Source organism: Bradyrhizobium sp. USDA 3364 (assembly GCF_054056355.1).
Genome location: NZ_JBSRYG010000002.1, coordinates 4,561,111 through 4,584,768, shown reverse-complemented (window position 1 = coordinate 4,584,768; position 23,658 = coordinate 4,561,111). Strand labels below are relative to the sequence as shown.

The window sequence follows — 23,658 nt, the reverse complement described above, 5'->3', positions numbered from 1 at the left end:
CATCGTCGTGCCGGCTTTCGCCGGGACGACAGCGGAGCTTGTGGCTCGAGATCCCGGGCTTGATGCTACGCTTCGCCCCGGGATGACGCTTCGCGTCACATCGGCGGCGTAACACCGTCGCGGCCGACATTGACGCGGTTGGCCTCCAGCGTGCCGTCTTCCTTCTTCACCGCGGCGAAGATGATGATCTTGGCGCCCGGCTTGAGTTCCGACTTGTCGCCGGAGACGAAGGTGACGACCGGGGTGCCCGGCGGCACCACAACCTTCTTCTCGCCGTCCTTGTATTTCACCGTGATGTTCTGGCCGTCAGTGCCCTTCACGGTCTCGGCGACGGTGGCGTTGGTCATGGTCGAGTTGGCGCGCAGGTCCCAGGGACGGAAGCCTTCGGCGGCGCCGCGCTGGTTCTCCGGGAAGATGTGAACCGCAATTGCCTTTTGTGTTCCGTCAGGCTCGGGCATCGCGGTAACGCCGATGTAGGAACCGGGCTTGATCTCCGACAAATCGGTCTTGGCGACGCCGAACACCGCGACGTTGTCGGTGGTCCGTACCTTCATGTCGGCGCCGTCGCGTGACTTGATCGACAGCGTAGCGCCATCGACGGCCTCGATGGTGCCGCGAATGCGCAGCGCCGGCGGCTGCTGTGCGGATGCGGCCGAGGCAAAGGCAACGAGAAGCAATGCAGCAAAGAGCGGCGATTTCGGCATGGTGTCCCTCATGGGTTTGGCTGGCGAATCAGGGAACACCGGGGGATTGGTGGTATTCCGTGCAAGCCACAACTCCTCGCTGGAGTGGCGGCTCGCACGACAATTGCGCACCGGATGAGGGGCCGTTACTGCGGTCACGGACAGGTGATGCGCTTGAGCGCAGCAAGCCGTAGCCCGGATGGAGCGAAGCGAAATCCGGGGGACCGCCCTTGAAGGATTCCCGGATTTCGCTTCGCTCCATCCGGGCTACACGCTGCGCGTTACATCGGCGGCATCAGGCCGTCGCGGCCGACGCTGACGCGGTCGGTCTCGAACGAGCCGTCGGGCAGCTTCTTCATGAAGGCGATCACCTTGGCGCCGGCCTTCAGGTCCGCCTTCTCGCCGGGAACATAGGTCACGACCGGCGTATCCGGCGCGACCTGCACCTTCTTCTCGCCGTCCTTGTACTTGACCAGCAGCGTGTGACCGTCATTGCTGACGACGGATTGCGCGACCGTCGCGTTGGTCATGCTGCTGTTCGGCTTCAGATCGTACGGCCGCGACCCCTCGCCGGTACCGCGCATGTTCTCGGGGAACACATGCACCTCGACCGCCTTCGGCGTGCCGTCGGGGCCGGGCACCGTGGTCGTGCCGATGAAGGAACCGACCTTGATGTCGGCCAGGGCGATCTTGGTGAGACCGAGCACCACCATGTTGCCGGCCATGTGCAGCTTGACGTCTTCGCCGCTGCGCGACTTCACCGCGAGCGTATCGCCGTCGACACTCTCGACGGTTCCACGCACCCGCGTCGGCGTCGGCGGCTGCTGCGCAAGCGCATAAAGCGTGGACGCCGTCACCATCGCAAGCGCAATGAACGGACGAATGAGATGGGAACGGCTGGCAGGCATCAGTGATCTCCGGGAGGAAACGCGGGGCGACTAACACCAGACCCCGTTCCGGAGACGCTATTCCAGCCCTCAAGTCTTTGTGAGATCGGCTTCCACGATCGCGCGCAGCTCCGGCGTGACGTGCGGACGCTGCCCGAACCACAATTCGAAACCGCGCACGGCCTGGTGCAGCAGCATGCCGAGCCCGTCGGCGGTTTTCAGATTGCGCGCCTGTGCTGCTGCAAGCAACGGCGTCAGCAGCGGCACATAGACAATATCTGAAACGACCGCGTCCTGCGGCAACAGCCCGACATCGATCTCCAACGGAGGCTGGCCGTCCTGTCCGAGCGACGTCGTGTTCACGAGCAGGCCGGCGCGCGGCAACAGCTCGCCGACCGTGTCCCATGTCGCCGGATGTACCCGATCGCCGAACTGCCCGGCCAACGCGCGGGCGCGATCAATGGTGCGGTTGACCAGATGCACACGCGCGATGCCGCGCTCGATCAGGCCGAACACCACCGCGCGCGACGCGCCGCCGGCGCCGAGCACCAGCACGTCTTCGGTCTTGTCCCAGCCCGGCGCGCAGGCGTCGAGATTGTTGATGAAGCCTTCGACGTCGGTGTTGGTCGAGCGCAGCTCGCCGTCCGCAAACCACAGCGTGTTGGCGGCGCCGACGGCGCGGGCGCGTTCATCCGGCTTGGACAGCGCCAGCGCGTTCTCCTTGTGCGGACGGGTGACGTTGGCGCCGACAAAGCCGCGCAGCGACAGGCGGAACAGGAAATCCTTGAACTCCTCCGGCGGCACCGCCTCGATCACATAGCCGCCCTCGATGCCGAGGGTGCGCAGCCAGTAATGATGGATCAGCGGCGAGCGGGAATGCGCCGCCGGCCAGCCGATCAGGCACGCGGCGCGGGTTTTGCCCTGTGATTTGCCTTGGGACTTGCCTTGGGATGTCATGGCCGTGACATCGGCCAAGGCAGGCGCGCTGTCAATCCATCCGCTTCGCGGTTGCGGCAACCAGCGCGCTGAGGGCGAAGGCGGCGCCTGCGGCAAACCAGATCGCGGTGAGATTGATCCAGCCGTAGGCAAATGCGCCGGCGAGCGCGCCCGCAACCAGCGCCGCCCACAGCAGGATGTTGGGCAGCCAGGCCCAGCCTGCACCGCCGGTCAGCGTGGCGGCGATCAGCTGGCCGGCCTTGACCAGCGCGCCGGTGACATAGGTCAGGCCGAGCCCGGCCCCGCCTGCCAGCTGGAACACGGCGTTCTCGAGCCCCATCGCCAGCACGATGGCGACGACCGCGGCATTCGGCAGGCCATAGGCATAGGCCAATGCCGCTGCCGCGAGCAGCAATGCCTCGACGAGCAGGATCAGGGGCTGGCGATGCGCCAGCGGGCTCAGCACGATCAGGCTGCCGGCCGCAGCCCCCGCGACGAACAGCACGATCAGCGCCAGTGCTTCCAGCGCGTGCTGCCAATGCCCCTCGGCCAGCGTCACGCCGAGCCGCGTCGAGTTGCCACTCATGAAGGAGACGAACAGCCCGCCGAGATGCAGATAGCCGATGCCGTCGACATAGCCGGCCAGCGCGCTGAGCGCGCAGGCCAGCGCCAGGTTACGACGGGATTCAAGCATGACGGTGGAAACAGTTGGCAGGGAATCTCATTGGTCATTCCGGGATGGTCCGAAGGACCAAACCCGGAATCTCGAGATTCCGGATTCGCTCGCTAGCGCGAGCGCTCCGGAATGACATCGCACCATCACGCCGCGTCGCGATGCGCAGCGATGATCTGGTCGGCGGCGCGGCCCGTCACTTCGGCCATGCGGTCGAACTGGCGGGTGAAGGTGCCGGCGCCGGCGGTGGCCGAACGCAGCTCGACGATGAGGTCGCCGATCTCGGATTCCGGCATCGTGGCACGAACGCAGTCCCAGCCACTCCAGCCCTCGCGGGTGTCGAAGCCTAGGATCTGACCGCGGCGCGCCGACAGGATCGCGTTGATCTTGGCGGTGGCGTCGGTCGGACAGACGATCTCGACCATGTGGATCGGCTCCAGCAGCACCGGTTGGCACTGCGGCAACCCTTCGCTGACCCCGATCCGCGCCGCGGTGCGGAACGCGAGGTCGGAGGAATCGACGCTGTGATAGGAGCCGTCGGTCAGCGTGACGTCGACGTCGATCACGGGGAAGCCGAGCGGCCCGCGCGCCAGCGCGTCGACGACGCCCTCTTCCACCGCGCCGATATAGTTGCGCGGCACCGCGCCGCCGACCACCTTCTCGTGGAATTCGAAACCGGAGCCGCGCGGCTTCGGCTTGATGTCGAGCACGACGTCGCCGAACTGGCCGTGGCCGCCGGACTGCTTCTTGTGCCGGCCGCGCTGGGTGATCGGCTTGCGGATGGTCTCCTGGTAGCCGATCGCCGGCGGATGCGATTTGACGTTGACGCCGTAGCGGTCCTTGAGCCGCTCCTGCGCGACGCGCAGATGCATCTCGCCCTGCCCCCACAGCACGGTGTCGTGGGTGCGCGGGTTCTGGATCATTGTCAGCGAAGGATCCTCCTCATTCAGCCGCAGCAGCGCCTGGCCGAGCTTGACGTCGTCCTTGCGGTCGATCGCGGCAATCGAGATCGACAGCACCGCAGCGGACGGTTCGACCTTGGCCAGCGAGGCCGGAGCCGTCTTGCCGCTCGAGACGGTATCGCCGGTCTTGATCGCATCGAGCTTGCCGAGCGCGACCGTGTCGCCCGCCTCCGCCGACGGCCGCTTGCTGTCATGCGCACCCGAGACGGCAAGGATGCCGGACACGCGCCCGCTCTCGCCGGACGAGGATTGCAGCGTCGCGCCGTCGTCGAGCCGACCCGCAAGGACGCGCCCCAGTGACAGCTTGCCGCCGTGCTGCAGATGGACGGTCTTGAACACATAGGCCAGCGCGTCCTTCTGATCCTTGATGCCGAGCCGCCTGGCAGTGTCGGCAACGCCGGGCGCCTCATGGCGCAGCGCCTTCATCAACCGGAGCACGCCATGCTCGCGGCTCGCTGCACCAAGCAGCACCGGACAGATCAGCCCTTCGCGCAGTTCACGCGCGAGATCGTCGAACACGGCGTCGCGCGGCGGCTGGATGTCCTCCAGCAACTGCTCCATCAGCGCGTCGTCGTGATCGGCGAGCTTCTCCAGCATCGAGAAGCGCGCTTCCTTCTCGCGGTCGAGATTGCCGCCCTCGAGCGCCATCACCTCCGACGGCTTGTGCTCGCGATAGACGAAGGCGCGCTCCAGCGCGAGATCGACGAAGCCTTCGATCAGATCGCCGTTCCAGATCGGGATCTGGCGCAGCACCAGCGGCACGCGCGAAGCCGGCTGCAGCGTCAAGAGCGTCTCGCGGACACGCTTGTTGGCGCGGTCGATCTTGTTCAAAAACAGAAAACGGGGAATTCCGAGCTCCTCGAGCTCGCGCAGGATGATCTGCAACTGCGGCAGCTTCTTCTCGTCGGCCTCGCAGACCACGACCGCGGCATCGACCGCCGGCAACGCGGCACGCATATCGTGCGCGAATTCGACCGAGCCGGGGCAATCGATAAAGGTGTAAGTGTCGCCCATAAAGCTGGTGGTGGCGGCGGTCAGGCCTACGCCCATCTTGTGCTGACGCGCCTCGGGGCTGGCATCGCCGACGGAAGTTCCGGCGTCGACGCTGCCGGCACTCTTGATGGCGCCCGTGCGCGCCAGGATCGCTTCCAGAAGTGTGGTTTTACCGCTTTGGAAAGGGCCCACCAGCGCGATGCACCGTGGACCTCGGGGACTTCTGACGTCTTGTCCCATTGCCGCCTCCTCGTGTTGGAGCTCGGCCCATGATTGGGTCGGCGACCTTTGATCGTCCGCCCGTCCCGGGATTTTGGCAAGCCGGAAAACTCGCTGCGGTGCGGCGGCGCACGGCGCGGCGTATGGCCGCGCGCCGATCGCTGAGGCGATAAGGCCGTTAGCGTCCCGGACGCAGCTCCAGGCTCTCGAGGCCGGCGGCGATGTTGACGCCGACCTGGCCCTGCACGCTGAGCGGCTGCAGGGCGATCGTGTTGTCGGAGCCGCCGACCAGAACATTGCCGCCGACGCCGACGCCGAGCGTCGCGCTGCCCTGCGCGCCGGCGTAATTGCCGGAGAGCGCACCCGGTCCGAGCCGTTCCACCGGTGCGTAGACGCCCCAGGTCAGCGCCGACTCCTGGGTGATGCCGAGATCGATGCCGACCTTGTGAATGGTCGCGATGTAGCGATCCTCAGGCAGGCCATTGGCGCGCAGCACGCAACCGAGATTGGTCACGGAACCGACGATGAAGCCGACGCTCGCGCCACCGCGGCATTCCAGCACGCCGACCTGCACGCGCCGGGTCGGCTGTTGGGCGTTGGCGCCAACGATTGCAGTTAGCGCGGCAATGGCAGCACCGGCGAGGAGAGTGAAGCGACGCATGTTGGGGAGTCTCCGGCTGAGAGGCATGACGCGAGCAGAGAAACAGAACGGCGCCGTGTCTGCGGCGCCGTTCGCATCCTATGCCATGGCATCGCATCAACGGCCAGAATTTGCGGTGCTCGGCCACCGATTGTTGGCACATGTTGCGGCGTTGCTATGTTCCTCCGAGTCCGCCGCTTTGATCAGCAACAGACAGCAAAAAAAGAGGCCCGCTTTCGCGGGCCTCTTTGATCAGGCATCGACCAGCCTAGAGCGTTTTCGAGCGAAGTGGATACCGGTTCGCGTGAAGAAAACGCGTCAAGACCAATTCTAGTGGTGGTGATGATGACGGTGGTGACGATGATGGCGGCGCGGACCGTAGGCGACCGGCTCGAGATCGATCCCGGCAATGCCGGCCGCAACGTTGAGACCAGTCTGGCCCTGCACGCTGATCGGCTGCAGCGCGTAGGCGTTGTTCGGACCGCCGAACAGGAAGTTACCGCCGGCACCAAGGCCTACCGAGGCGTTGACACCGAGACCGCCGTAGCTGCCGGCAAGCGCACCGCGCGGAAGCTGCATGGTCGGCGCGCTGACCGCCCAGGCGAGCTGCGTCGTCGCGGTGACGCCGAGGTCGACGCCGATCCGCTTCACGGTCGCGATATAGGGCTCGGGCCGACGGCCGCCGCTCTGGTACACGCATTCGAGGCGCGCCACAGAGCCGACAACGAAGCCGACATTCTCGCCGCCCTGGCATTGCAGAACCCCGGCTTGAACCTGCTGGGGCACCGCGTTGGCAGTGGCGAACGGCGCCAGCAACGCGAGCGTGGCAAGGGTGAGGGTGGGAAGTCGCATGGTTGTCTCCGCAAGGTGAACTGAGATTGCAATTTGCGCGGCGGACACAAAGGAAGGCTCATGTCCAAAACAAGGCAGCGCGCAAAGCGGCCGTAAAAACTTCCCGCGTGTGGCATTGATGTTCGCGCACACACGCGTGATTGAGCATGATGTGATTTGACTCCACGATTTTACCGACGCGCGATGTGAACGCACAAACAGAAACGCTCCCGCATCTGATGCGGGAGCGTCTTCCTGTTCGACGTTATCTGGTTCGAAACCGAGCTACCTCAGATTGCCGCAGAAGCGCTGGATGCGCTTGCAGGCATCCTCGAGATCCGAGGTCTTGGTGGCGTAGGAGATGCGGAATGCAGGTCCGAGACCGAATGCCGAACCCTGCACGACAGCGACGCCTTCGCTCTCGAGCAGTTCGGTGACGAAGGCCTCGTCGTTGTCGATCACCTTGCCCGACGGCGCCTTCTTGCCGATCGTGCCGGCGCAGGACGGATAGACGTAGAACGCGCCTTCCGGCCGCGGGCACTCGATGCCGCTCGCCTGGTTGAGCATCGACACCACGAGGTCGCGACGCTCCTTGAACACCTTGTTGTTCGCGGCGATGAAGTCCTGCGGACCGTTGAGCGCTTCGACCGACGCCCATTGCGCGATCGACGACGGGTTCGAGGTCGACTGCGACTGGATCGTCGCCATCGCCTTGATCAGATGCGCCGGGCCGCCGGCATAGCCAATGCGCCAGCCGGTCATGCAGTAGGCCTTCGACACGCCGTTCACGGTCAGCGTGCGCTCGTACAGGCTCGGTTCGACCTGCGCCGCCGTGGTGAAGACGAAGTCGTCATAGACGAGGTGCTCGTACATGTCGTCGGTCATCACCCAGACATGCGGATGCTTGACCAGCACATCGGTGATCGCCTTGAGCTCGCTCCTGGTATAGGCCGAGCCCGTCGGGTTCGACGGCGAGCACAGGATCACCCACTTGGTCTTCGGCGTGATCGCCTTCTCGAGATCTTCCGGGCGCAGCTTGAAGCCGGTCGACGCCGGGCAGACCACCGGCACCGACTCGCCGCCGGCGAGCGCCACCATCTCGGGATAGCTGACCCAGTACGGCGCCGGGATGATCACCTCGTCACCCGGATTGATGGTCGCCATCAGCGCGTTGTAGAGCACCTGCTTGCCGCCGGTGCCGACGATGATCTGGTTCGGCTTGTAGGTCAGGCCGTTCTCGCGCGAGAACTTGTTGATGATGGCTTCCTTGAGCTCCGGAATGCCGCCGACATCAGTGTACTTGGTCTTGCCGGCCTCGATCGCGCGGATCGCGGCCAGCTTGATGTTGGCGGGCGTGTCGAAGTCAGGCTCGCCGGCGCCGAGGCCGATGACGTTGCGGCCCGCGGCTTTCAGCGCGCGTGCTTTGTCCGTGACCGCGATCGTCGCGGACGGCTTCACACGGTCGAGCGCAGCGGACAGGAAGGCCATTATCATCTCCTGGCAAACGTCGTGAGCGGTTGCGCCACGACTTGATTTGAATGGGATCGCGGCACCCTAGGCCTGTCGCCGCTGCACCGCAAGAAGCTTGGCGGTAGACTATGAAAACTTTCGCGCATGGCTCGCAACACGCGCAACATTCCGCAAGTTCCGGCCCCAAATCACGCATATCCGGCAAGCCTCCCGGCGGCCGCTCCGGCATCGCCGGCAAGGCCTGTCGCCGCCTGCACCAGCGCGGATTGCTCCGAGGACAATGTGCCGCGGTGCTTGCCTGAAAGGTGCCTGCGGCCCGCCGCCAGGCGCAGCCCGAGCGGCACATCTCGCGAGAAGGATGGCGCGTTAGGGATTGTGGATTGGCGGCACGCCGGCCAGGCGCCGACCGGCACCGTGCAGTCCGTCGCAGAGGCGTGATCCGAGTTGTCCCGCCGTGTTGATGGAATCGTTCTGAACGCGTGCAGTGCGGTAGACGTTTCGACTTTTTCCACGCTCCAGGGCTTGCGACGCACCCCTGTCGGCATCATTGTTTAGCGGCGTTGCGGTGTGACAGGCCGCGCAATTTTGAGCGTACCGTCTCCCTGCAGCCCGTCTTCCCGATCGTGTGAACCCCGAACGCAATGTACAAGCTCTATTCGATGCAGCGCTCCGGCAACAGCTACAAGGTCCGGCTGGCGCTCGCCGTGCTGAACACGCCATACGAGGCGATCGAGATCGACATCCTGCGCGGCGAGAGCCGCACCCCCGAATTCCTGGCCAAGAATCCAAGCGGCCAGGTGCCGTTGCTCGAGGTCGACGACGGCCGCTATCTCGCCGAGTCCAACGCCATCCTCTGGTACGTTGCGGTCGGCACGCCGTTGGCGCCGGAGGCGCGGATCGACCGCGCCGATGCGCTGCAGTGGATGTTCTTCGAGCAGCACGCGCTGGAGCCGAATATCGGCGCCGCCTATTTCTGGCTGTCGCTGGTCAAGGGCGGGCGCGATCTGCAGACCCACGCGCTGGAGGACTGGATGGAGCGCGGCTATGCGGCGCTGCAGGTGATGGAAAACCACCTGAAGGGGCATGCCTATTTCGCCGCCGGGCAGTTCACCGTCGCCGACATCGCCCTCTACGGCTATACCCACGTCGCCGACCGCTGCGACTTCGACCTGGCGACCTTTCCGTCGATCCGCGCCTGGCTGAAGCGGGTCGAGCAGACCCCCGGATTTGTCTCGATGGATTGGCAACCCGGTCCCGAGGCCGAGCCGGAGCCGCGCCTCGTGGCGGGGCTCTGAATTCAGGGAATAGCGGGGAAACTGCCTAAACAACGGGCAAAACCGTCCCCGCGGCCGCATTTTCGCCATTTTCCGAGGACTCCGCCGCCGCAATATTGCCGGTGACGATGGGCAGATTTGCTCGGATGTCGCGAGTGATTCGCTCGCGGCCTGAGGGATTTAGACCATGAAACGGTGGTCCGGCACGGCAGGCTTCCATGGCCTCCCTGCCCCAGTGGCATCATCCCGGCTGACGAACGCGATCGCCGCGTCGCTTGCGCTTGGCGCGCTGACGCTGTGCCTGGTCGTCGCCGTGACGGTGCTCTCGAGCAACATCACCATGGCAACATCGATCCCGGCGTAATCAAGCAATTCCGGTTTGGCACCTTATCCGCGGCACGGCGCGGGAGAGACAGCGGCGCGACATGATGAAGACCCCCGTCGGACTTGTGACCGTGACGCTGTCGGCGGCGATCCTGCTGGCGGCATCGCTGTTGATCGTGACCGGCACGCAGGGCGAGGACCGCGCCCACCCCGCGCACGCGACGGCGCCCGCCGCCAAGCAGGCCCCGCGCCACTAGAGCGCTTCGGCTCTAGCTCCATTTGTGGAAGATGAAGAACGCGCCGGCGGCGATGAAGGCAAATCCGAGCGCGTGATTCCAGCCCAGCGGCTCCTTCAGGTACAGCACCGAGAAACCGGCGAATACGACCAGCGTGATGACCTCCTGCATGGTCTTGAGCTGCGCCGCGCTATAGACCTCGCTGCCCCAACGATTGGCCGGCACCGCCAGCCAGTATTCGAAGAAGGCGATGCCCCAGCTCACCATGATGACGATGGGAAGCGAGTGATCCTTGAACTTGAGGTGGCCGTACCAAGCGAAAGTCATGAAGACGTTCGAGGCAAACAGCATCAGGATCGGCAGCAGCGAAGGCGAAATGGCGGGCATCGATGTCCTCATGAAGGCAAAGCAGGCGGTAACCCGCAGACGCGAAACCGGGTTCCATCCCGATCTGCATATCATTTGATTTGAAAGCAGCGAAAGCTCGTTCGGCCCCGGCAAGGCCGGCTTAACGGTCGGGACGGAAATGCCGGCACGGTCGCAGGCCTGTCGGCAAACTGAGTGCCGTATCGTTTGTTTGGCGAACAGCGAGAACGAGCATGCGGTTCGACTGGCGTGCAATTTCAGGTCCGGCCTTGACGGCGATCACGGCGCTCGCCGCCTTCCTGATCGATCGCCTCGTCGTTGCCGTCCCCAATCCCGCGCCGCTATTCGTCTGCATCGTGGCGCTTGCGAGCTCGATCAGCGGCATCGCCTCCGGGCTGATCTCCGCCGCGATCGCGGTGGCTGCCTCGGCGCTGTTCTTCCTCGATCATCGCGCGTTGCCCGGTTATGACGCAGCCGACGTCGCGCGGATGCTGATGCTGGCGGCGACCGCGGCCGGCACCGCCCTGATCACGGGAATGCTGCGGCAGAAATGGATCGACGCCTTTGCCGCGGACCAGCAGCATCACGCCACCGCGGAGCGGCTCGCCGCCGCGCTCGACCAGGTCGACATCGGCATCGTGCTGCTCGACGCCGACACCCGCGCCGAGTTCATCAATCGTGCGTTCCGCGACTATTTCGCGCTGTCGGACGCGCAGGCCGAGAGCAAGCCGCCCTTCGTGGCGCTGATGTATCACGGCCGCGACACCGGGGCCTATGAACTGCGGGAAGACGAGCTGAGCGCGTTCGTCAGCAAGCGGATCGAGATGATGCGTTCAGGCGATTCAACGCCGATCAATCTCAATCTCGCCGACGGGCGGGTGCTGCGCTTCAGCTGCACGGCGCTGCCCGACGGCGGCCGCATGCTGAGCTATACGCCGGTGACGGATCTCGTGCGGCATACCGACGATCCGGCCCGCGCCGACGAATATCGGGCGCAGCGCGCCGGGCGCGGAGGCCATCCGGCAAGGCTGTTGCGCGCCGCAGAATGAGGCGCGATCTCGTTCGCAATTGATCCCCCACGGCTGCGACGTCACTTTTGAGCATGATCTTTTCGGAAAACCGCTTCACACTTTTCCGGATCATGCTCTAGAACCTTGCGAGGCGATGCGCAGACATCGCGTAACGCGAGATCATCCAGGGATCATTCATGTCCGACGACGTCACCATCCGCTTCGTCACGCGCGACGACTACGCCCAATGGCTTGCTCTGTGGGACGGCTACAACGCGTTCTATGAACGATCCGGACCGACTGCGCTCGCGCCCGAGATCACCGCGATGACGTGGGAGCGCTTCTTCGACGCCTATGAACCGGTGCATGCGCTGGTCGCCGACGCCGGCGGCACGCTGCTCGGACTGACGCACTATCTGTTCCACCGCTCGACCACCGCGATCGCGCCGACCTGCTATTTGCAGGATCTCTTCACCAGCGAGGCCGCGCGCGGCAAGGGCGTCGGCCGCGCATTGATCAACGGCGTCTACGCGCAGGCGAAACTCGTGGGATCGCCGCGGGTCTACTGGCAGACGCACGAGACCAACCACACCGCAATGCAGCTATATGACAAGGTCGCGGACAGACCGGGCTTCGTGATCTATCGCAAGATTCTCTGAGCGAACATGCGCGGCCTGTGGATTGCACAGAGGTGTCACCGGCACGTTACAAAGCCCGGCTACGCTTTCGCTCGCGTAAGATCAGGCCCCCCGTCTCAGATCTTCGCCCCGAGCGGTCCCCGTCAGTCGCCGCGTCTGACCGGGACCGCTTTTTTTGTGACATCGAGCAGAACGATCCGCTGGAAGCTCTCCGAAGGGGACGACGGAAATCGACCGGATGACGAAGGGCTAGTTATCTGCGTCGTCCCGGCGAAGGCCTGGACCCATAACCACAAATCCTCGTAGTTGCGCCGTGCTGTGGCTCCAGCGTATTCCATCAATCGTCAACGGTGGTAATGCGTCCCGGCCCCCGTGCGCAATTGCGCACTCGGCCGGGACGACACCGAGGATGTGGCGCCCCACTCACGCCACCAGCCCCTTCATCGGCTTCGCCGGCGCGCTGTCCGGAAACACCGTGTCTGCCAGCACCCGCTCGCCGAGCCCGAACTGGTCGTGCAGCACGCCCTTGATCACGGCGCGCAGGTCGGTGGTCGGGGCGAGATCGCGCGCCTGGTAGAGGTTGGCGGGCTTCAGGCCCGGCCAGTCGGTGATCATCCGCCCGCCATTCACCGCGCCGCCGGCGAGCAGCGCGATGGTGCCGGTGCCGTGGTCGGTGCCCTCTGTGCCGTTGATGCGCGCGGTGCGGCCGAACTCGGTGGCGACCACGATCACGGTGTCGCGCCAGCGCGCGCCGAGGCCGCTCTGAAATTCCGCCAGCGCGCCGTCGAGCCCGCCGAGCAATTGTGCAAGCCGGCCGACCGGACCGCCTTCGTTGGCATGCGTATCCCAGCCGTCGAAGGCGAGCGCGCCGATCCGCGGACCGTCGTCGGCGGCCATCAGCTTGGCGGCGCCGCGCGCCACCAGCCGCATCGCCGCCGCGCCGCCGCCGCCGGGCTTCGGCTTCATCTCGTCGCCCTGCGCCTGCTTCTCGAGCTGCAGGCCCTGGGTCAGCGCGCTCGCCAGCACCGGATCGCGGTGCTGATAGAGGTCAAGCAGCCGCATCGCGGTGTCGTCGGCAGCCTGCGGCAGCGCGGTCGGCGCCCAGCCGACGGTCGGCGCAGCGCCACGCAGCACCAGCGGCGTGGTCGGGCCGACCGCGAGCGCGCTCGTCACCCGCTCGCCCTTCGGCAATGCTTCGAGCGCGCGGTTGAGCCAGCCTGACTGCACGCGGCCGGGACCGGGAAAGCCGCTCTCCAGCACGTCCTGGCCGTCGAAATGCGAACGGTCGCGATAGGAGGTCGCCACCGCATGAACCACCGCAGCCTGCTTGGCGCGGTACATCCGCGCGAATTCCGGCATCGCCGGATGCAGGCCGAAGAACGGATCGAGTATCACGGCGGCGTTCTGGCCATCGGCTTTCAGCGCGATCGCGCCGTGCAGGCCGGCATAGTCGGGATCGCCGACTGGAGCTACTGTAGCAAGGCCATCGAGCGCACCGCGCAGGATGATGGTGACGAAGCGCGGATCGCGGCCATCGGCCGCGCGCGCGAATTTCGGCAAGTAAGCCCAGGCCGCAAACGAGGCACCGCCGAGCAGCAGCGCGCGCCGCGACGTCGCCTGCACCAAGGAGCTCTCGGAGCAATCCATCGTCATCTCCTCTGGAATTCCGGCGACATCAGCAGCAGCGCCAGCGCCTGCTGGCGCGATTCCGCGCGCTCGATGGTGCGCCGCGTCTCCGACGAAGCGGCGTCTGCGGCAACCAACTCGAGCAGGTCGCGCGGGTCGAACCGGTCGGCGAGCTGGGAGCCGAGCTGCGCGGAGATGTCGAGCCTGAGCTTGATGCCTTCGGGCGCCGCCCAGGCCGCAGCGGTATCCGGAAATCCGTTCGGCCCGGCGGGCGACCACAAGGGTTGGCCGAGCAGGTTGAGGCCGTTGAGATAGCGGCCCGGGTCTTCCGGGTTGCGCGCCAGCAGGCGGCCGGAGGCGAGCAGGAATTCGTAAGGCGAGCGCATCTTTGTGAGTTGCGGCTGCCACGCCTCGTTGGACCCGACCAGCGCGGTGGCGAGCGCCCTGAGATCGCCGTCGGTCTTGCTGAAGCTGTCCTGCAGCTTCGCCACCAGCGCCGGCGGCGGCTCGTCGGCAACGAAGTGGCGGGCGAACTTGGTTGCGATGAATCTCGCGGTCGAGGGATGCCGCGCGATGTCGGACAGCACCGCCTCGCCCTGCGCGATGCCGGCCTGCGCGTAGGTCTTGCCCAGCACCTGCTGCGGACCGGGCTGGTGCGCATTGGCATTGAACACGAAGCTGCCGGGCGCACCGAGCTGGCCTTTGCGGCCGGCGAAGGTCCAGCCGGTGATGACGCGTGCCAGCGAGGTCACGTCGTCCTGGGTGTAGCCGCCGCCGACGCCGAGCGTATGCAGCTCCATGATCTCCCGCGCGAGATTCTCGTTCAGCCCGCGATTGCGGTTGATGCCGGCGCGCGAGTCCGGCCCCAGCGATTGTTGGTTGTCGAGGAAGAACAGCATCGCCGGATGCTGCTCGACGGCCTTCAGCATGTCGCCGAAGCGGCCCAGCACGTGCGGGCGGATCGCCTCGCGTTCGAACGAGCCCGCCCACATCCGTGCCAGCGCGCCCTTGTTGGCGGAGACGCAGAAATGGTTGGACCAGAACACCACGAGCCGCTCGACGAAACCGCAATCGGCGACCACGCCGCGTTGCAGCCGCGCCAGCGCCTCGGCGCGGAACGTCTTCTGGATGATGTTGAGCGGCTGCGCCGGCGGCTTCGGCGGACCGGCCACCGGCTGCATGGTCGGAGGCTGCATCGTCGCGGACGGCGTCATCGCCGCATTGGCACCATCGGCCGCCTGCGGCTGCATCGCCGAATCCTTCCCGGCGATCTCCTTGGCGGCCGTCGACAGCGACAGATTGCGCCGCTGCTGTGGTTTCGCGTCCGGTCCCTGCGGCGGCGTCTCGCTCGCACCTTGCTGCGCGGCCTTCGCAGCATTGCGCGCCTGCTGGACCTCGAACTGATAGTCGAACACCTGCTTGCCAAGCTCCGGCGTCGAGAGCAGGCCCGGCACTTCGAGCAGCGCGCCGTTCGGACGCACCAGTTCCGCCAGCACGAAACCGCGCGGATCGGACGCCGCATTGATGAAGTCGCCGGACGCCCCGCCGCGGGCGCCAAATCCAAACCGGTTGAGCGCAATCAGCGCGGCTTGCGAATCACGGGCCATCAGAATTCCCTTAACGGCCTATCCCGGCTATATCAGTTGCCGGCATCATAGCGCGGTCCGGGATGAACCCGAGATTAATTCGCGCATTAAATCGCGGTTAGAAATGGACCTCTCGTCAAACGATCGTCCCGAACAAGCCTCGCCGCGCCGGCTTGCCTGCACGGCATGCGGCAGCGAATTCTCCTGCTCGCTCACGGGATCGTGCTGGTGTTCCGACGAGAGCTTTCGCCTGCCGATACCGACCGGCGGCACCGACTGCCTCTGCCCCGCATGCCTGCGGAAACTGGCAGAACAGCAAGCTGCAGTGAGCGGCACGTGAACACACGCTGGACCGTCGACGCCGTCCTGCTCGACATGGACGGCACCTTGCTCGACACCGAGAAGGTCTACTTCGACAGCCTGATCGCGGCGCTGAATGCATGCGGCTACACCGACGACGTCGTCGCGCTGTGCCATTCGATGGTCGGTCTTCCCGGCCCGGACTGCGAGGCGATGCTGCGCGACCATTACGGCGCGGCGTTCCCGCTGGAGGCCGTCAACCAGGCCTTCCTCGACCATCGCGATCGGATGATGCGCGCGGGCCTGCCGCTCAAACCAGGCACGCTCGATCTGCTCGACGCCATCGCCACGGCCGAACGCCCGATGGCGATCGTCACCTCGTCGTCGCGCCGCTCGGCCGAACGCAACCTCACCCTCGCCGGTATCCGCGATCGCTTCGAGACGCTGCTGACGCTCGACGACGTGACGCACGGCAAGCCGGACCCGGCGCTCTATCTCAAGGCGGCTGCACGGCTCGGCGTGACCCCGGCCGCCTGCATCGCGGTCGAGGATTCCAACCACGGCGTCGCCGCCGCCCACGCCGCCGGCGCGATCACGCTGATGGTGCCGGACATGGCGCCTCCGACCGAAGAGACGCGTGCGAAATGCACGGCCGTGCTGCCGGACCTCAATGCGGTGCTGGCGCTGCTGCAGCAGCGCGGCGCGCTGTAGCCGTCATTGCGAGGAGGCCCGTTGACTGCGGCACCTTGCGGCCGCCGGAGGTGCGCGCCGCCAAAATATCGAAAACAACCCCATGCAAAGGAGCCGGCGGCCGCCAGCGTTCGGCCGGGCCGCTTGACGCGTCGGGCAAATCAGGGATACACTTCTAATATTCCGAAATCGTGAAGGTCCCTCTGGAGCTCCTATTTCGTGAATCTCGGCCTGGAAGGTGTCGGCGGCGTTGGCGCCGCGGGCTGAAGATTGAACGTCAACCAGACGTTCCAGCCTGCTGGCCGATTTTCATTGGCAAATTCGCCGTAGCCCTTCAGGTTCAAATATCCCTGCATGTCTCCGACCGGGAAAATGTAGCCGACCTGCGGGCCGACGCCAGCCACGCGCGACCGGAAGCAGCCGACGCGATCGCCGGAGCCACTGTCGCAGCCGAGCTGCTGATAGAGGTAACCGACGAGGCCGACCTGCCACTGCTTGGTCAGGAATTGCGATGCGCCCCAGTCGAGGTGCATGTCGATGCCGTTTTGATATTGAGTGGCGGGGTTGACGAAGTTGTAGGTGAATCCCAGCACCGTCGAAAATTCATGCCCGGTCTTTGGATCGAAATAGGTGTAGCCACCGCCCGCGTCGATCGCCCAGTGCCCAATCCCCAAATTCGCCAGGCGGTCCGACTGGTAGGCGCCGGCCGGGAGGTCGGCGGTAATGTACGTCATGTAATTGTTGACACCGGCATTCCAGCGCAGCGCGAACTGCGGGATCAGGTCGCCGAATGCAGTCAGCGAGCTGTCGATGCTGTCGAACCGGGAGAACGGGAACGCGGCGCCGCCCGGTCCCGTCAATGTCCCAACGAGCGATCCCGCCAGCGACGTGGAGTTGGAGCCGTAGGTCGCCAACAGGCTGGCAGAGGCCTGACCGCCCAGCACGGGCGTTGCAAAGGTGTAAGTCCCGGCGACAAGTCCAAGATTCACATTCGCATTGACGCTCGCGTTGACGTTGGCTGTCAGATTCGCGGGAAAGCGACCAAGCGTGATTTCGCGAGACCGCGCCACGTCGCCGCCGGCGGAAACAGAGGTGTGATAATAAACCGTGGTCATCGACCAGCCCGGCGCCTGCTGAGGAACGGCCGCGAGGCTGCCAAAAAATCCGGGTATCCAAAAGCTGATGCCGTTTTCATCGGCGCGAGCCGCTTGGGTGGAAAGCACCAGCAGAGCGGCAAGCGCCCCAACACTCAAATGCCACTGCGAAAAGAATCTACGTCCCAAGTTCGATTTAAAGTACCGCATCGCCGATTCCCCGACTCTCGCGATCCCACCATTGCTCCGGCGGGGTAGAAACTCGGAAACAATAAGCTGACGCCGCCGTTCGTCCACGCGAATTCGGCATACTTGCGTTCAGCCGGAGGTTTATTGAAAGGTTGTGTCCATGGCGCCACAACCCTGGCACTTTTTGCATAGTCATCAGGGGCTCGGCCGCGTGTCATGCCGAGCCGATCGACGACACCTCAGCAAGCCATGTCGGCTTCAGGTGCATCATCAGGAAGAGGATCTTGTCATGAGTAACGATACGATTCCGGAAAAGCCTGAGAATACCGGGCCGAACAGCGTGGGATTGAAACGCCGCGATCTCTTGTTGCGCGGTAGTTCGCTGGTCGCCGCTTCAGCACTCGCTGCCGCCGGGGCGACAAGCTTCGCGCAAGCGCAGCAGCCGACGCCGGTCCCGGCGCCCGCGCCGGCCGGGCAGCGGCCCAACATCGTGGCATGATGGCCGGCCGGTCGCCGAACCTCGACAAGATCGCCGCGGAAGGCATGTTGTTTACCGATTATTACGCCGAGGCAAGTTGCACCGCAGGCCGCGCCACTTCATCACCGGCCGGGCGCCCGCGATGATCCGCTGGCCGGGCAAGGTGCCGGCGGGCAAGGTCGAGAACGGCATTATCTCCGGGCTTGACTGGTTCCCGACCTTGCTGGCCGCTGCCGGCACCCGAACATTGTCGAGGAACTGAGGAAAGGCAAGCAAATCGGGGATCGCACCTACAAATGCCATCTGGATGGCTATAATCAGATGGACATGATCACCGGCAAGGGGCCGTCCAACCGACACGAAATCTGGTACTTCGGCGAGAGCGAGCTGGGGGCCGTGCGCATCGACGACTACAAGTATCGTTTCATCGACCAGCCCGGTGGCTGGCTGGGCGCAAAAACCAAGGTTGACGTCCCCTACCTGATCAACCTCCGCCTGGATCCGTTCGAGCGAACGGGCTGGCCCGACGACGGGACCAAATACGGCGCCCAACAATACTTCGACTGGTTCAAATATGAGTTCTGGCGCTTCGTGTTCGTTCAACAGGAGGTCGAGAAGCTGGCCATGACCGCGATCGAGTTTCCGCCGATGCAGAAGGGCGCGAGCTTCAACCTCGATTCCGTGAAGGCGAAAATCGAGGCCGCCAGGACCGCAATGGCAAAATAAGATTCATGATCGTGTTGGGCGGCGTCCATGCCGCTCAACACCATCTCCTCCGGCCTCGCCTTTATCAGAGCGAAGCGGACCGGCCTCGGGACTACACGCCCTAGCCTCGTTTCCGCCCCGGCCTCGCCAGCGCCGTCTCGATCAGCGTGCGCGCAGCCTCGCCGGCGGTCTCCATGTAGCTCGCGTCGCGATGCAGCAGCACCACGGCGAATGATCCGTCCAGCAGCAGCAGGATCTGCCGTGCCAGCTTGAGCGGATCGGCGATCCCCTGCTCCGCAAACGTCGTGCGCAGCCAGTCCTCGAACTTCTTCTTGTGCGCGGCGCCGATCCGGATCGCGGGATGGCCGGGCATGTTGGCAAGCTCGGCAGAGGTGCGCAGGAAGCCGCACCCCTTCCACTTCGGATGCCGCGCCGAGCGCGCGAGGTTCTTGAAGATCGCCTCGACCTTCACCGGCAGGCCGCCCTCGGCCTCCGCGAACCATTTGCGGAACAGCGCGAGATTCGGCTGGTCGCGCGCGGCGAGATAGGCGGCAACCAGATCGTCCTTGCTCTTGAAGTGATAATAAAGCGTGCGCTTGGTGAGGCCGGCCTTGGCGGCGACCTCGTCGACGCTGACGCGGCGGATGCCTTCATTGTAGAACAGCGCGCTCGCCGCCTGGACGATGCGTGCGCGGGTGGGCTCGGACGGTCTGGGCATCCGCCGTATGTATACTAACCAGTGAATATACACAAATTCCGGCCGCCGCTACATTCAATACCGACACACGCGAATGCCGGAGACTGCACCATGCCCGACCTCATCCTGCTCGAGACCAATGACGGGATCGCCCTGATCACCTTCAATCGTCCCGAACAGCTCAATGCGCTGAACTACGCGCTGATCGATCAGCTGATGGCGGCGCTCGACCGCATCGAGGGCGACGCCGACGTGCGCGCCGTGATCCTGACCGGCGCCGGCGAGCGCGCGTTCTCGGCGGGCGCCGACATCAAGGAATTCTCGGACAGCGTCAAACAAGGTGCAGCAGTTGCGGTGCGCGACTTCGTCCGCCGGGGACAAGCCATGACCGCGCGGCTCGAAGCGTTCAAGAAGCCGGTCATCGCCGCGGTCAACGGGCTCGCCTTCGGCGGCGGCTGCGAGATCACGGAAGCGGTGCATCTCGCGATCACCAGCGACCGCGCGCTGTTTGCAAAGCCCGAGATCAAGCTCGGCATGCCCCCGACCTTCGGCGGCACGCAACGGCTGCCCCGGCTGGCCGGACGCAAGCGCGGACTGGAGTTGCTGCTGGCCGGCGATCCGTTCCCGCCCGAGCACGCGCGCGAGATCGGGCTCATCAACCAGATCGTGCCGCACGATCAACTGCTGACGGCGGCGCGCGAACTCGCCGGCCGGATCACGAGGCATTCGCGCGGCGCCGTCGCCGGCACCATCACCGCGGTGACGCGCGGGCTCAACATGCCGATCGCCGAGGGCCTCCTGGTCGAGAGCGAGCAGTTCGCCGCACTGGTGCCGAGCCGCGACCTCGCCGAGGGGCTCGCGGCGTGGAAGGAGCGGCGGCCGGCGAAGTATGTCGGGGGGTGAGCTCCACTCACGCCACATCAGTCATTGCGAGGAGCGAAGCGACGAAGCAATCCATCCATCCGTTATGCCGGAGAGATGGATTGCTTCGCTTCGCTCGCAATGACGGTGGATAGGCTCGCTGCGCCCTACCGCACCACCGCCGCGGTCTGCCCGAACAGCAGCTTGCGTTCCTCTTCGGTGCGGATCGCGGGCTGGCCGAAATTCGGGTTGACCTCCTTCGCCTTGGCATAGGCGCGCTCGGTCGCCGGGCGCTTGCCGATCGTCTCCAACCAGCGCTTCAGGTGCGGGAAGTCGTCGATCTCCTGGCCCTGGTTCTTGTACGGCACGACCCAGGGATAGCTCGCCATGTCGGCGATCGAATAGGTGCCGGCGATGAACTCGCGGTCGGCGAGCCGCTTGTTGAGCACGCCGTAGAGCCGGTTGGTCTCGTTGACATAACGGTCGATCGCGTAAGGGAGCTTCTCGACCGCGTAGTTGCGGAAGTGATGGTTCTGCCCGGCCATGGGCCCGAGCCCGCCCATCTGCCAGAACACCCACTGGATCGCGTCATAGCGGCCGTAGAGATCTTCGGGGAGGAATTTTCCGGTCTTCTCGGCGAGATAGAGCAGGATCGCGCCGGACTCGAACAGGGAGATCGGCTTGCCGCCGCCCTTCGGCGCGTGATCGACGATGGCCGGAATGCGGTTGTTCGGCGCGACCTGGAGGAAGTCCGGCTTGAACTGGTCGCCCTTGCCGATGTTCACCGGGAAGACCTTGTATTCGAGGCCGGTCTCTTCGAGGAACATCGTGATCTTGTGACCGTTCGGCGTGGACCAGTAATGGAGATCGATCATGGGGGTGACCCTGCATTTCAAGGGATTGCTGAGGCATCGGCGAGAAAGATGCGAATGCATGAACTTGGGCGCAAAGCCGCGCCCGAGTCAATGGCGCGCGCATTGCACCGCGCGCGAATGTGATCTGCAATCAACGCAAGCGACCGATTGAGCCGCGCCCCGATTGCTCCTACGCTCGGCGTGCTTCGTATTGAAGAATTTTCAGAACAAGGGGGATTTCAATGACACGGGATTTGGCACGACGTGATTTCCTCAAGGGTTCGGCAGCGATCGCGGGCGCCGCGGCCGCCGGCGCATTCTCCTGCGTCGAGATCGCCAGCGCGGCGCCGATCGAGGTGCCGACCGTCGACAAACTGTCGATCCGCGTCCTGGTCGATTCCAGCTTCGATTTATTCCTGCGGCCGAAGCAGGCGCACGGCGTCTCGATCGCGCCGGCGGCGCGCGGCTCCGACTTCCGCAAATCGCTGCACAATGAATGGGGCCTGTCGCTGTGGCTGGAATCGGAGGCCGCGGGCAGCCAGCGCACGCTGATGCTGGACTATGGCTATACGCCGGAAGTGCTGCTCAACAACATGGAGTTGGTCGGCGCCGATCCGTCGAAGCTCGACGCGCTGATCGTGAGCCATGGGCATTACGACCATTTCGGCGGCCTCAACGGCTTCCTCGACAAATTCCGCGACAAGCTGCCGGCCGACGTCAAGCTCTATGCCGGCGGTGAGGACAATTTCTGCCACCGCGTCAGCCCGACGCCGACCAAGGGCCAGTTCACCGATTTCGGCACGCTGGATCGCCGCCAGCTCGCCGCGCAGCGCGTCACCACCGTGCTGTGCGAGACGCCGACCGTGATCGCAGGCCACGCCTTCACGACCGGCAAGATCACCCGCCGCAGCATCGAGCGCGTGCTGCCGCAGACCTGGGTCGAGTTCGGCATCAAGGACGGGCTCGGCTGCAACGCCAGCCACTATCTGCCGGCCGAGCTGGACGGCAAGATCGTGCCCGACGAACACATCCATGAGCACGCGACCTGCTTCAACGTGAAGGATTTTGGCCTGGTCGTGATCTCGTCCTGCGGCCATGTCGGCATCGTCAATTCGGTGAAGCAGGCGCAGGAGGTCTCGGGCGTCCAGAAAGTGCACGCGATCGTCGGCGGCTTCCATCTCGGACCGGCGCCGAAGGATTACCTCACCGAGGTCATGGCCGAGATCAAGAAGCTCGATCCCGACGTGGTGGTCCCGATGCATTGCTCCGGGCTCAACTTTGTGCAGGAGGCGACCGCGCAGATGGGCGACAAGGTGCTGGTCACGACGACGGGCAGCCGCCTCTCCTTCGGCATATGACGCCGATCCTGCGTACGCTTGCATGCGCTGCCGCGGGCCTGGCATGCGCCAGCGCCGGCCTGTGGCTGACGCCGGCGGCCGCGCTGGCCGGCGACGCGCCACAGCAGTCGGCGCGCTCGGCCGCCGAGATCATGGACATCCTGATGTGGAACAGGGAGCCGGTCGGCGGCCCGTTCGCGCTGACCGATCAGGCCGGCCATGCGCGCACGGACAAGGAGTTTCGCGGCAGCCTGATGCTGGTCTATTTCGGCTTCACGTATTGTCCCGACGTCTGCCCGACCGATCTGCAGGCGATCGGACTTGCGCTCGACAAGCTCGGCCAAGACGGCGATCAGGTGCAGCCGATCTTCATCACGGTCGATCCCGAGCGCGACACCGCGGCCCATCTCGCCGACTACGTGCCGATGTTCCACCCGCGGCTGATCGGGCTGACCGGCAGCGCTGATGCGATCCGCAAGGTCGCCGATGCCTACAAGGTCTACTACGCGCGGGTGCCGCAGGACGCCGGCGACTACACCGTCGACCACACCGCCTACATCTATCTGATGGACCGCGACGGCAATTATCTCGGCTTCTTTCCGCCGGGCACCTCGGCCGAGCGGATGGTCGAGATCATCCGGCCGCGGCTCGCCGCGCCGGCGCGCTGACGGAGGTTACTCCTCATGGTGAGGAGGCGCACCAGCGCCGTCTCGAACCATGAGGCCCGGGCGCTGGCCTCGTCCTTCGAGACGCTTGCTTCGCAAGGTCCTCAGGATGAGGGGATGGAGCTGATCGCGACGCAACTGAATCAGGACGCTCAGTGCATCCGCCCATGCGCGCGCAAGAAGGTCTCGCCGCTTGCCGTCACCATCACCCGCATACCCTCCACCGAGGGGCGGCGCGCGACATAGCCGCGGTCGACGGCGTCTTCCCAGATCGTCAGCCGCGGGCATGAGGTGCGCCAGACCTCGAGCACCTCGGCATAGGGCCGCGGCTCGCGGGCGACCCATTCCACGAGATCGAGCACCAGGGCGTCCGTGGTCTCAGTCATTTGGTCCTCGCTTGGGTCAGCAGGGATAGTCGTTGCTGCATATTTCTG

The 23,658-nt window shown here is 65.2% G+C and carries 25 protein-coding genes and 1 pseudogene; 11 read left to right on the top strand and 15 right to left on the bottom strand.

The window, feature by feature from the left end; all coding sequences use genetic code 11:
• Nucleotides 1-95: 95 nt before the first annotated feature.
• From ACVILL_RS21720 to ACVILL_RS21685, 8 genes are all read right to left on the bottom strand, one after another.
• Entirely contained in the window at nucleotides 96-704 is a 609-nt protein-coding gene (locus ACVILL_RS21720) for a hypothetical protein (RefSeq protein ID WP_456730906.1), read from the bottom strand.
• Between the two features lie 260 nt (nucleotides 705-964).
• Nucleotides 965-1,543, bottom strand: coding sequence for a hypothetical protein (locus tag ACVILL_RS21715; RefSeq protein WP_456734324.1), 579 nt, complete (start codon nucleotides 1,541-1,543; stop codon nucleotides 965-967).
• Between the two features lie 117 nt (nucleotides 1,544-1,660).
• Nucleotides 1,661-2,527, bottom strand: a complete 867-nt coding sequence (locus tag ACVILL_RS21710; RefSeq protein WP_456730905.1) for a shikimate dehydrogenase — start codon at nucleotides 2,525-2,527, stop codon at nucleotides 1,661-1,663.
• A gap of 31 nt (nucleotides 2,528-2,558) precedes the next feature.
• The gene (locus ACVILL_RS21705; RefSeq protein WP_456730904.1) at nucleotides 2,559-3,200 is read right to left on the bottom strand and encodes a YoaK family protein; all 642 of its coding nucleotides are present in this window, start codon (nucleotides 3,198-3,200) and stop codon (nucleotides 2,559-2,561) included.
• Nucleotides 3,201-3,325: 125 nt separating this feature from the next.
• A complete protein-coding gene (locus tag ACVILL_RS21700) occupies nucleotides 3,326-5,374 on the bottom strand; it encodes an elongation factor G (protein ID WP_456730903.1) in 2,049 nt (682 codons plus the stop codon).
• A gap of 157 nt (nucleotides 5,375-5,531) precedes the next feature.
• Nucleotides 5,532-6,014 (bottom strand): DUF992 domain-containing protein, encoded by a 483-nt coding sequence (locus ACVILL_RS21695; RefSeq protein WP_456730902.1) that lies wholly within the window; start codon nucleotides 6,012-6,014, stop codon nucleotides 5,532-5,534.
• A 309-nt stretch (nucleotides 6,015-6,323) separates the two neighbouring features.
• Complete coding sequence (locus ACVILL_RS21690) at nucleotides 6,324-6,845, bottom strand: DUF992 domain-containing protein (protein ID WP_456730901.1); 522 nt, start codon at nucleotides 6,843-6,845, stop codon at nucleotides 6,324-6,326.
• Nucleotides 6,846-7,109: 264 nt separating this feature from the next.
• Nucleotides 7,110-8,312: a pyridoxal phosphate-dependent aminotransferase gene (locus ACVILL_RS21685; RefSeq protein WP_456730900.1), complete on the bottom strand. Its 1,203-nt coding sequence runs from the start codon at nucleotides 8,310-8,312 to the stop codon at nucleotides 7,110-7,112.
• A 623-nt stretch (nucleotides 8,313-8,935) separates the two neighbouring features.
• Between ACVILL_RS21685 and ACVILL_RS21680 the strand changes: the two genes are divergently transcribed.
• The 3 genes from ACVILL_RS21680 to ACVILL_RS21670 all read left to right on the top strand — a co-directional run bounded on the left by ACVILL_RS21680 (nucleotide 8,936) and on the right by ACVILL_RS21670 (nucleotide 10,149).
• A complete protein-coding gene (locus ACVILL_RS21680) occupies nucleotides 8,936-9,589 on the top strand; it encodes a glutathione S-transferase family protein (protein WP_456730899.1) in 654 nt (217 codons plus the stop codon).
• Between the two features lie 166 nt (nucleotides 9,590-9,755).
• The gene (locus ACVILL_RS21675) at nucleotides 9,756-9,932 is read left to right on the top strand and encodes a hypothetical protein (protein ID WP_456730898.1); all 177 of its coding nucleotides are present in this window, start codon (nucleotides 9,756-9,758) and stop codon (nucleotides 9,930-9,932) included.
• Nucleotides 9,933-9,993: 61 nt separating this feature from the next.
• A complete protein-coding gene (locus tag ACVILL_RS21670; RefSeq protein ID WP_456730897.1) occupies nucleotides 9,994-10,149 on the top strand; it encodes a hypothetical protein in 156 nt (51 codons plus the stop codon).
• 12 nt (nucleotides 10,150-10,161) lie between these two features.
• Here ACVILL_RS21670 and ACVILL_RS21665 read toward each other — a convergent pair whose 3' ends face one another.
• Nucleotides 10,162-10,515: a DMT family protein gene (locus ACVILL_RS21665; RefSeq protein ID WP_097673131.1), complete on the bottom strand. Its 354-nt coding sequence runs from the start codon at nucleotides 10,513-10,515 to the stop codon at nucleotides 10,162-10,164.
• 212 nt (nucleotides 10,516-10,727) lie between these two features.
• Here ACVILL_RS21665 and ACVILL_RS21660 point away from each other — a divergent pair, with 212 nt between their 5' ends.
• Together ACVILL_RS21660 and ACVILL_RS21655 are read left to right on the top strand one after the other, a co-directional pair.
• Nucleotides 10,728-11,543 (top strand): PAS domain-containing protein, encoded by an 816-nt coding sequence (locus ACVILL_RS21660; RefSeq protein WP_456730896.1) that lies wholly within the window; start codon nucleotides 10,728-10,730, stop codon nucleotides 11,541-11,543.
• A gap of 158 nt (nucleotides 11,544-11,701) precedes the next feature.
• On the top strand, nucleotides 11,702-12,163 hold the full coding sequence (locus ACVILL_RS21655; RefSeq protein ID WP_456730895.1) for an N-acetyltransferase family protein: 462 nt from the start codon (nucleotides 11,702-11,704) through the stop codon (nucleotides 12,161-12,163).
• A gap of 402 nt (nucleotides 12,164-12,565) precedes the next feature.
• Here the strand turns inward: ACVILL_RS21655 and ACVILL_RS21650 are convergent, their stop codons facing one another.
• Together ACVILL_RS21650 and ACVILL_RS21645 are read right to left on the bottom strand one after the other, a co-directional pair.
• A complete protein-coding gene (locus ACVILL_RS21650; RefSeq protein WP_456730894.1) occupies nucleotides 12,566-13,795 on the bottom strand; it encodes a DUF1501 domain-containing protein in 1,230 nt (409 codons plus the stop codon).
• On the bottom strand, nucleotides 13,792-15,375 hold the full coding sequence (locus tag ACVILL_RS21645; RefSeq protein WP_456730893.1) for a DUF1800 family protein: 1,584 nt from the start codon (nucleotides 15,373-15,375) through the stop codon (nucleotides 13,792-13,794). The genes ACVILL_RS21650 and ACVILL_RS21645 overlap by 4 nt, the downstream gene beginning before the upstream one ends.
• Before the next feature lie 315 nt (nucleotides 15,376-15,690).
• Here ACVILL_RS21645 and ACVILL_RS21640 point away from each other — a divergent pair, with 315 nt between their 5' ends.
• Entirely contained in the window at nucleotides 15,691-16,365 is a 675-nt protein-coding gene (locus ACVILL_RS21640) for an HAD family hydrolase (RefSeq protein WP_456730892.1), read from the top strand.
• Nucleotides 16,366-16,556: 191 nt separating this feature from the next.
• Here the strand turns inward: ACVILL_RS21640 and ACVILL_RS21635 are convergent, their stop codons facing one another.
• Nucleotides 16,557-17,648 carry a SphA family protein gene (locus tag ACVILL_RS21635; RefSeq protein ID WP_456730891.1) on the bottom strand — a complete coding sequence of 364 codons (1,092 nt, stop codon included), beginning with the start codon at nucleotides 17,646-17,648 and terminating at the stop codon, nucleotides 16,557-16,559.
• Between the two features lie 268 nt (nucleotides 17,649-17,916).
• Between ACVILL_RS21635 and ACVILL_RS21630 the strand changes: the two genes are divergently transcribed.
• Together ACVILL_RS21630 and ACVILL_RS21625 are read left to right on the top strand one after the other, a co-directional pair.
• Nucleotides 17,917-18,126, top strand: a complete 210-nt coding sequence (locus ACVILL_RS21630) for a hypothetical protein (RefSeq protein WP_456730890.1) — start codon at nucleotides 17,917-17,919, stop codon at nucleotides 18,124-18,126.
• Nucleotides 18,127-18,235: 109 nt separating this feature from the next.
• A pseudogene (locus tag ACVILL_RS21625) lies at nucleotides 18,236-18,831 on the top strand (arylsulfatase); the annotation flags it as partial.
• A 100-nt stretch (nucleotides 18,832-18,931) separates the two neighbouring features.
• Here ACVILL_RS21625 and ACVILL_RS21620 read toward each other — a convergent pair.
• On the bottom strand, nucleotides 18,932-19,528 hold the full coding sequence (locus tag ACVILL_RS21620; RefSeq protein WP_456730889.1) for a TetR/AcrR family transcriptional regulator: 597 nt from the start codon (nucleotides 19,526-19,528) through the stop codon (nucleotides 18,932-18,934).
• Between the two features lie 90 nt (nucleotides 19,529-19,618).
• Between ACVILL_RS21620 and ACVILL_RS21615 the strand changes: the two genes are divergently transcribed.
• Nucleotides 19,619-20,410, top strand: a complete 792-nt coding sequence (locus tag ACVILL_RS21615) for a crotonase/enoyl-CoA hydratase family protein (RefSeq protein ID WP_456730888.1) — start codon at nucleotides 19,619-19,621, stop codon at nucleotides 20,408-20,410.
• A gap of 125 nt (nucleotides 20,411-20,535) precedes the next feature.
• Here the strand turns inward: ACVILL_RS21615 and ACVILL_RS21610 are convergent, their stop codons facing one another.
• A complete protein-coding gene (locus ACVILL_RS21610; RefSeq protein WP_456730887.1) occupies nucleotides 20,536-21,243 on the bottom strand; it encodes a glutathione S-transferase N-terminal domain-containing protein in 708 nt (235 codons plus the stop codon).
• A gap of 221 nt (nucleotides 21,244-21,464) precedes the next feature.
• Between ACVILL_RS21610 and ACVILL_RS21605 the strand changes: the two genes are divergently transcribed.
• Entirely contained in the window at nucleotides 21,465-22,580 is a 1,116-nt protein-coding gene (locus ACVILL_RS21605) for an MBL fold metallo-hydrolase (RefSeq protein WP_456730886.1), read from the top strand.
• Nucleotides 22,577-23,227, top strand: a complete 651-nt coding sequence (locus tag ACVILL_RS21600) for an SCO family protein (RefSeq protein ID WP_456730885.1) — start codon at nucleotides 22,577-22,579, stop codon at nucleotides 23,225-23,227. The genes ACVILL_RS21605 and ACVILL_RS21600 overlap by 4 nt, the downstream gene beginning before the upstream one ends.
• 149 nt (nucleotides 23,228-23,376) lie before the next feature.
• Here ACVILL_RS21600 and ACVILL_RS21595 read toward each other — a convergent pair whose 3' ends face one another.
• Entirely contained in the window at nucleotides 23,377-23,610 is a 234-nt protein-coding gene (locus tag ACVILL_RS21595) for a hypothetical protein (RefSeq protein ID WP_076861563.1), read from the bottom strand.
• Nucleotides 23,611-23,658 lie beyond the last annotated feature (48 nt).

Bases quoted from the DNA above. Each gene is read 5' to 3' on its own strand.
- ACVILL_RS21700 (WP_456730903.1), bottom strand. From the start codon at position 5,374: ATGGGACAAGACGTCAGAAGTCCCCGAGGTCCACGGTGCATCGCGCTG.
- ACVILL_RS21665 (WP_097673131.1), bottom strand. From the start codon at position 10,515: ATGCCCGCCATTTCGCCTTCGCTGCTGCCGATCCTGATGCTGTTTGCC.
- ACVILL_RS21720 (WP_456730906.1), bottom strand. From the start codon at position 704: ATGCCGAAATCGCCGCTCTTTGCTGCATTGCTTCTCGTTGCCTTTGCC.
- ACVILL_RS21715 (WP_456734324.1), bottom strand. From the start codon at position 1,543: ATGGTGACGGCGTCCACGCTTTATGCGCTTGCGCAGCAGCCGCCGACG.
- ACVILL_RS21650 (WP_456730894.1), bottom strand. From the start codon at position 13,795: ATGACGATGGATTGCTCCGAGAGCTCCTTGGTGCAGGCGACGTCGCGG.
- ACVILL_RS21610 (WP_456730887.1), bottom strand. From the start codon at position 21,243: ATGATCGATCTCCATTACTGGTCCACGCCGAACGGTCACAAGATCACG.
- ACVILL_RS21660 (WP_456730896.1), top strand. From the start codon at position 10,728: ATGCGGTTCGACTGGCGTGCAATTTCAGGTCCGGCCTTGACGGCGATC.
- ACVILL_RS21685 (WP_456730900.1), bottom strand. From the start codon at position 8,312: ATGGCCTTCCTGTCCGCTGCGCTCGACCGTGTGAAGCCGTCCGCGACG.
- ACVILL_RS21710 (WP_456730905.1), bottom strand. From the start codon at position 2,527: ATGACATCCCAAGGCAAGTCCCAAGGCAAATCACAGGGCAAAACCCGC.
- ACVILL_RS21605 (WP_456730886.1), top strand. From the start codon at position 21,465: ATGACACGGGATTTGGCACGACGTGATTTCCTCAAGGGTTCGGCAGCG.
- ACVILL_RS21600 (WP_456730885.1), top strand. From the start codon at position 22,577: ATGACGCCGATCCTGCGTACGCTTGCATGCGCTGCCGCGGGCCTGGCA.
- ACVILL_RS21695 (WP_456730902.1), bottom strand. From the start codon at position 6,014: ATGCGTCGCTTCACTCTCCTCGCCGGTGCTGCCATTGCCGCGCTAACT.
- ACVILL_RS21675 (WP_456730898.1), top strand. From the start codon at position 9,756: ATGAAACGGTGGTCCGGCACGGCAGGCTTCCATGGCCTCCCTGCCCCA.
- ACVILL_RS21690 (WP_456730901.1), bottom strand. From the start codon at position 6,845: ATGCGACTTCCCACCCTCACCCTTGCCACGCTCGCGTTGCTGGCGCCG.
- ACVILL_RS21620 (WP_456730889.1), bottom strand. From the start codon at position 19,528: ATGCCCAGACCGTCCGAGCCCACCCGCGCACGCATCGTCCAGGCGGCG.
- ACVILL_RS21705 (WP_456730904.1), bottom strand. From the start codon at position 3,200: ATGCTTGAATCCCGTCGTAACCTGGCGCTGGCCTGCGCGCTCAGCGCG.
- ACVILL_RS21630 (WP_456730890.1), top strand. From the start codon at position 17,917: ATGAGTAACGATACGATTCCGGAAAAGCCTGAGAATACCGGGCCGAAC.
- ACVILL_RS21645 (WP_456730893.1), bottom strand. From the start codon at position 15,375: ATGGCCCGTGATTCGCAAGCCGCGCTGATTGCGCTCAACCGGTTTGGA.
- ACVILL_RS21655 (WP_456730895.1), top strand. From the start codon at position 11,702: ATGTCCGACGACGTCACCATCCGCTTCGTCACGCGCGACGACTACGCC.
- ACVILL_RS21615 (WP_456730888.1), top strand. From the start codon at position 19,619: ATGCCCGACCTCATCCTGCTCGAGACCAATGACGGGATCGCCCTGATC.
- ACVILL_RS21635 (WP_456730891.1), bottom strand. From the start codon at position 17,648: ATGCGGTACTTTAAATCGAACTTGGGACGTAGATTCTTTTCGCAGTGG.
- ACVILL_RS21680 (WP_456730899.1), top strand. From the start codon at position 8,936: ATGTACAAGCTCTATTCGATGCAGCGCTCCGGCAACAGCTACAAGGTC.
- ACVILL_RS21595 (WP_076861563.1), bottom strand. From the start codon at position 23,610: ATGACTGAGACCACGGACGCCCTGGTGCTCGATCTCGTGGAATGGGTC.
- ACVILL_RS21670 (WP_456730897.1), top strand. From the start codon at position 9,994: ATGATGAAGACCCCCGTCGGACTTGTGACCGTGACGCTGTCGGCGGCG.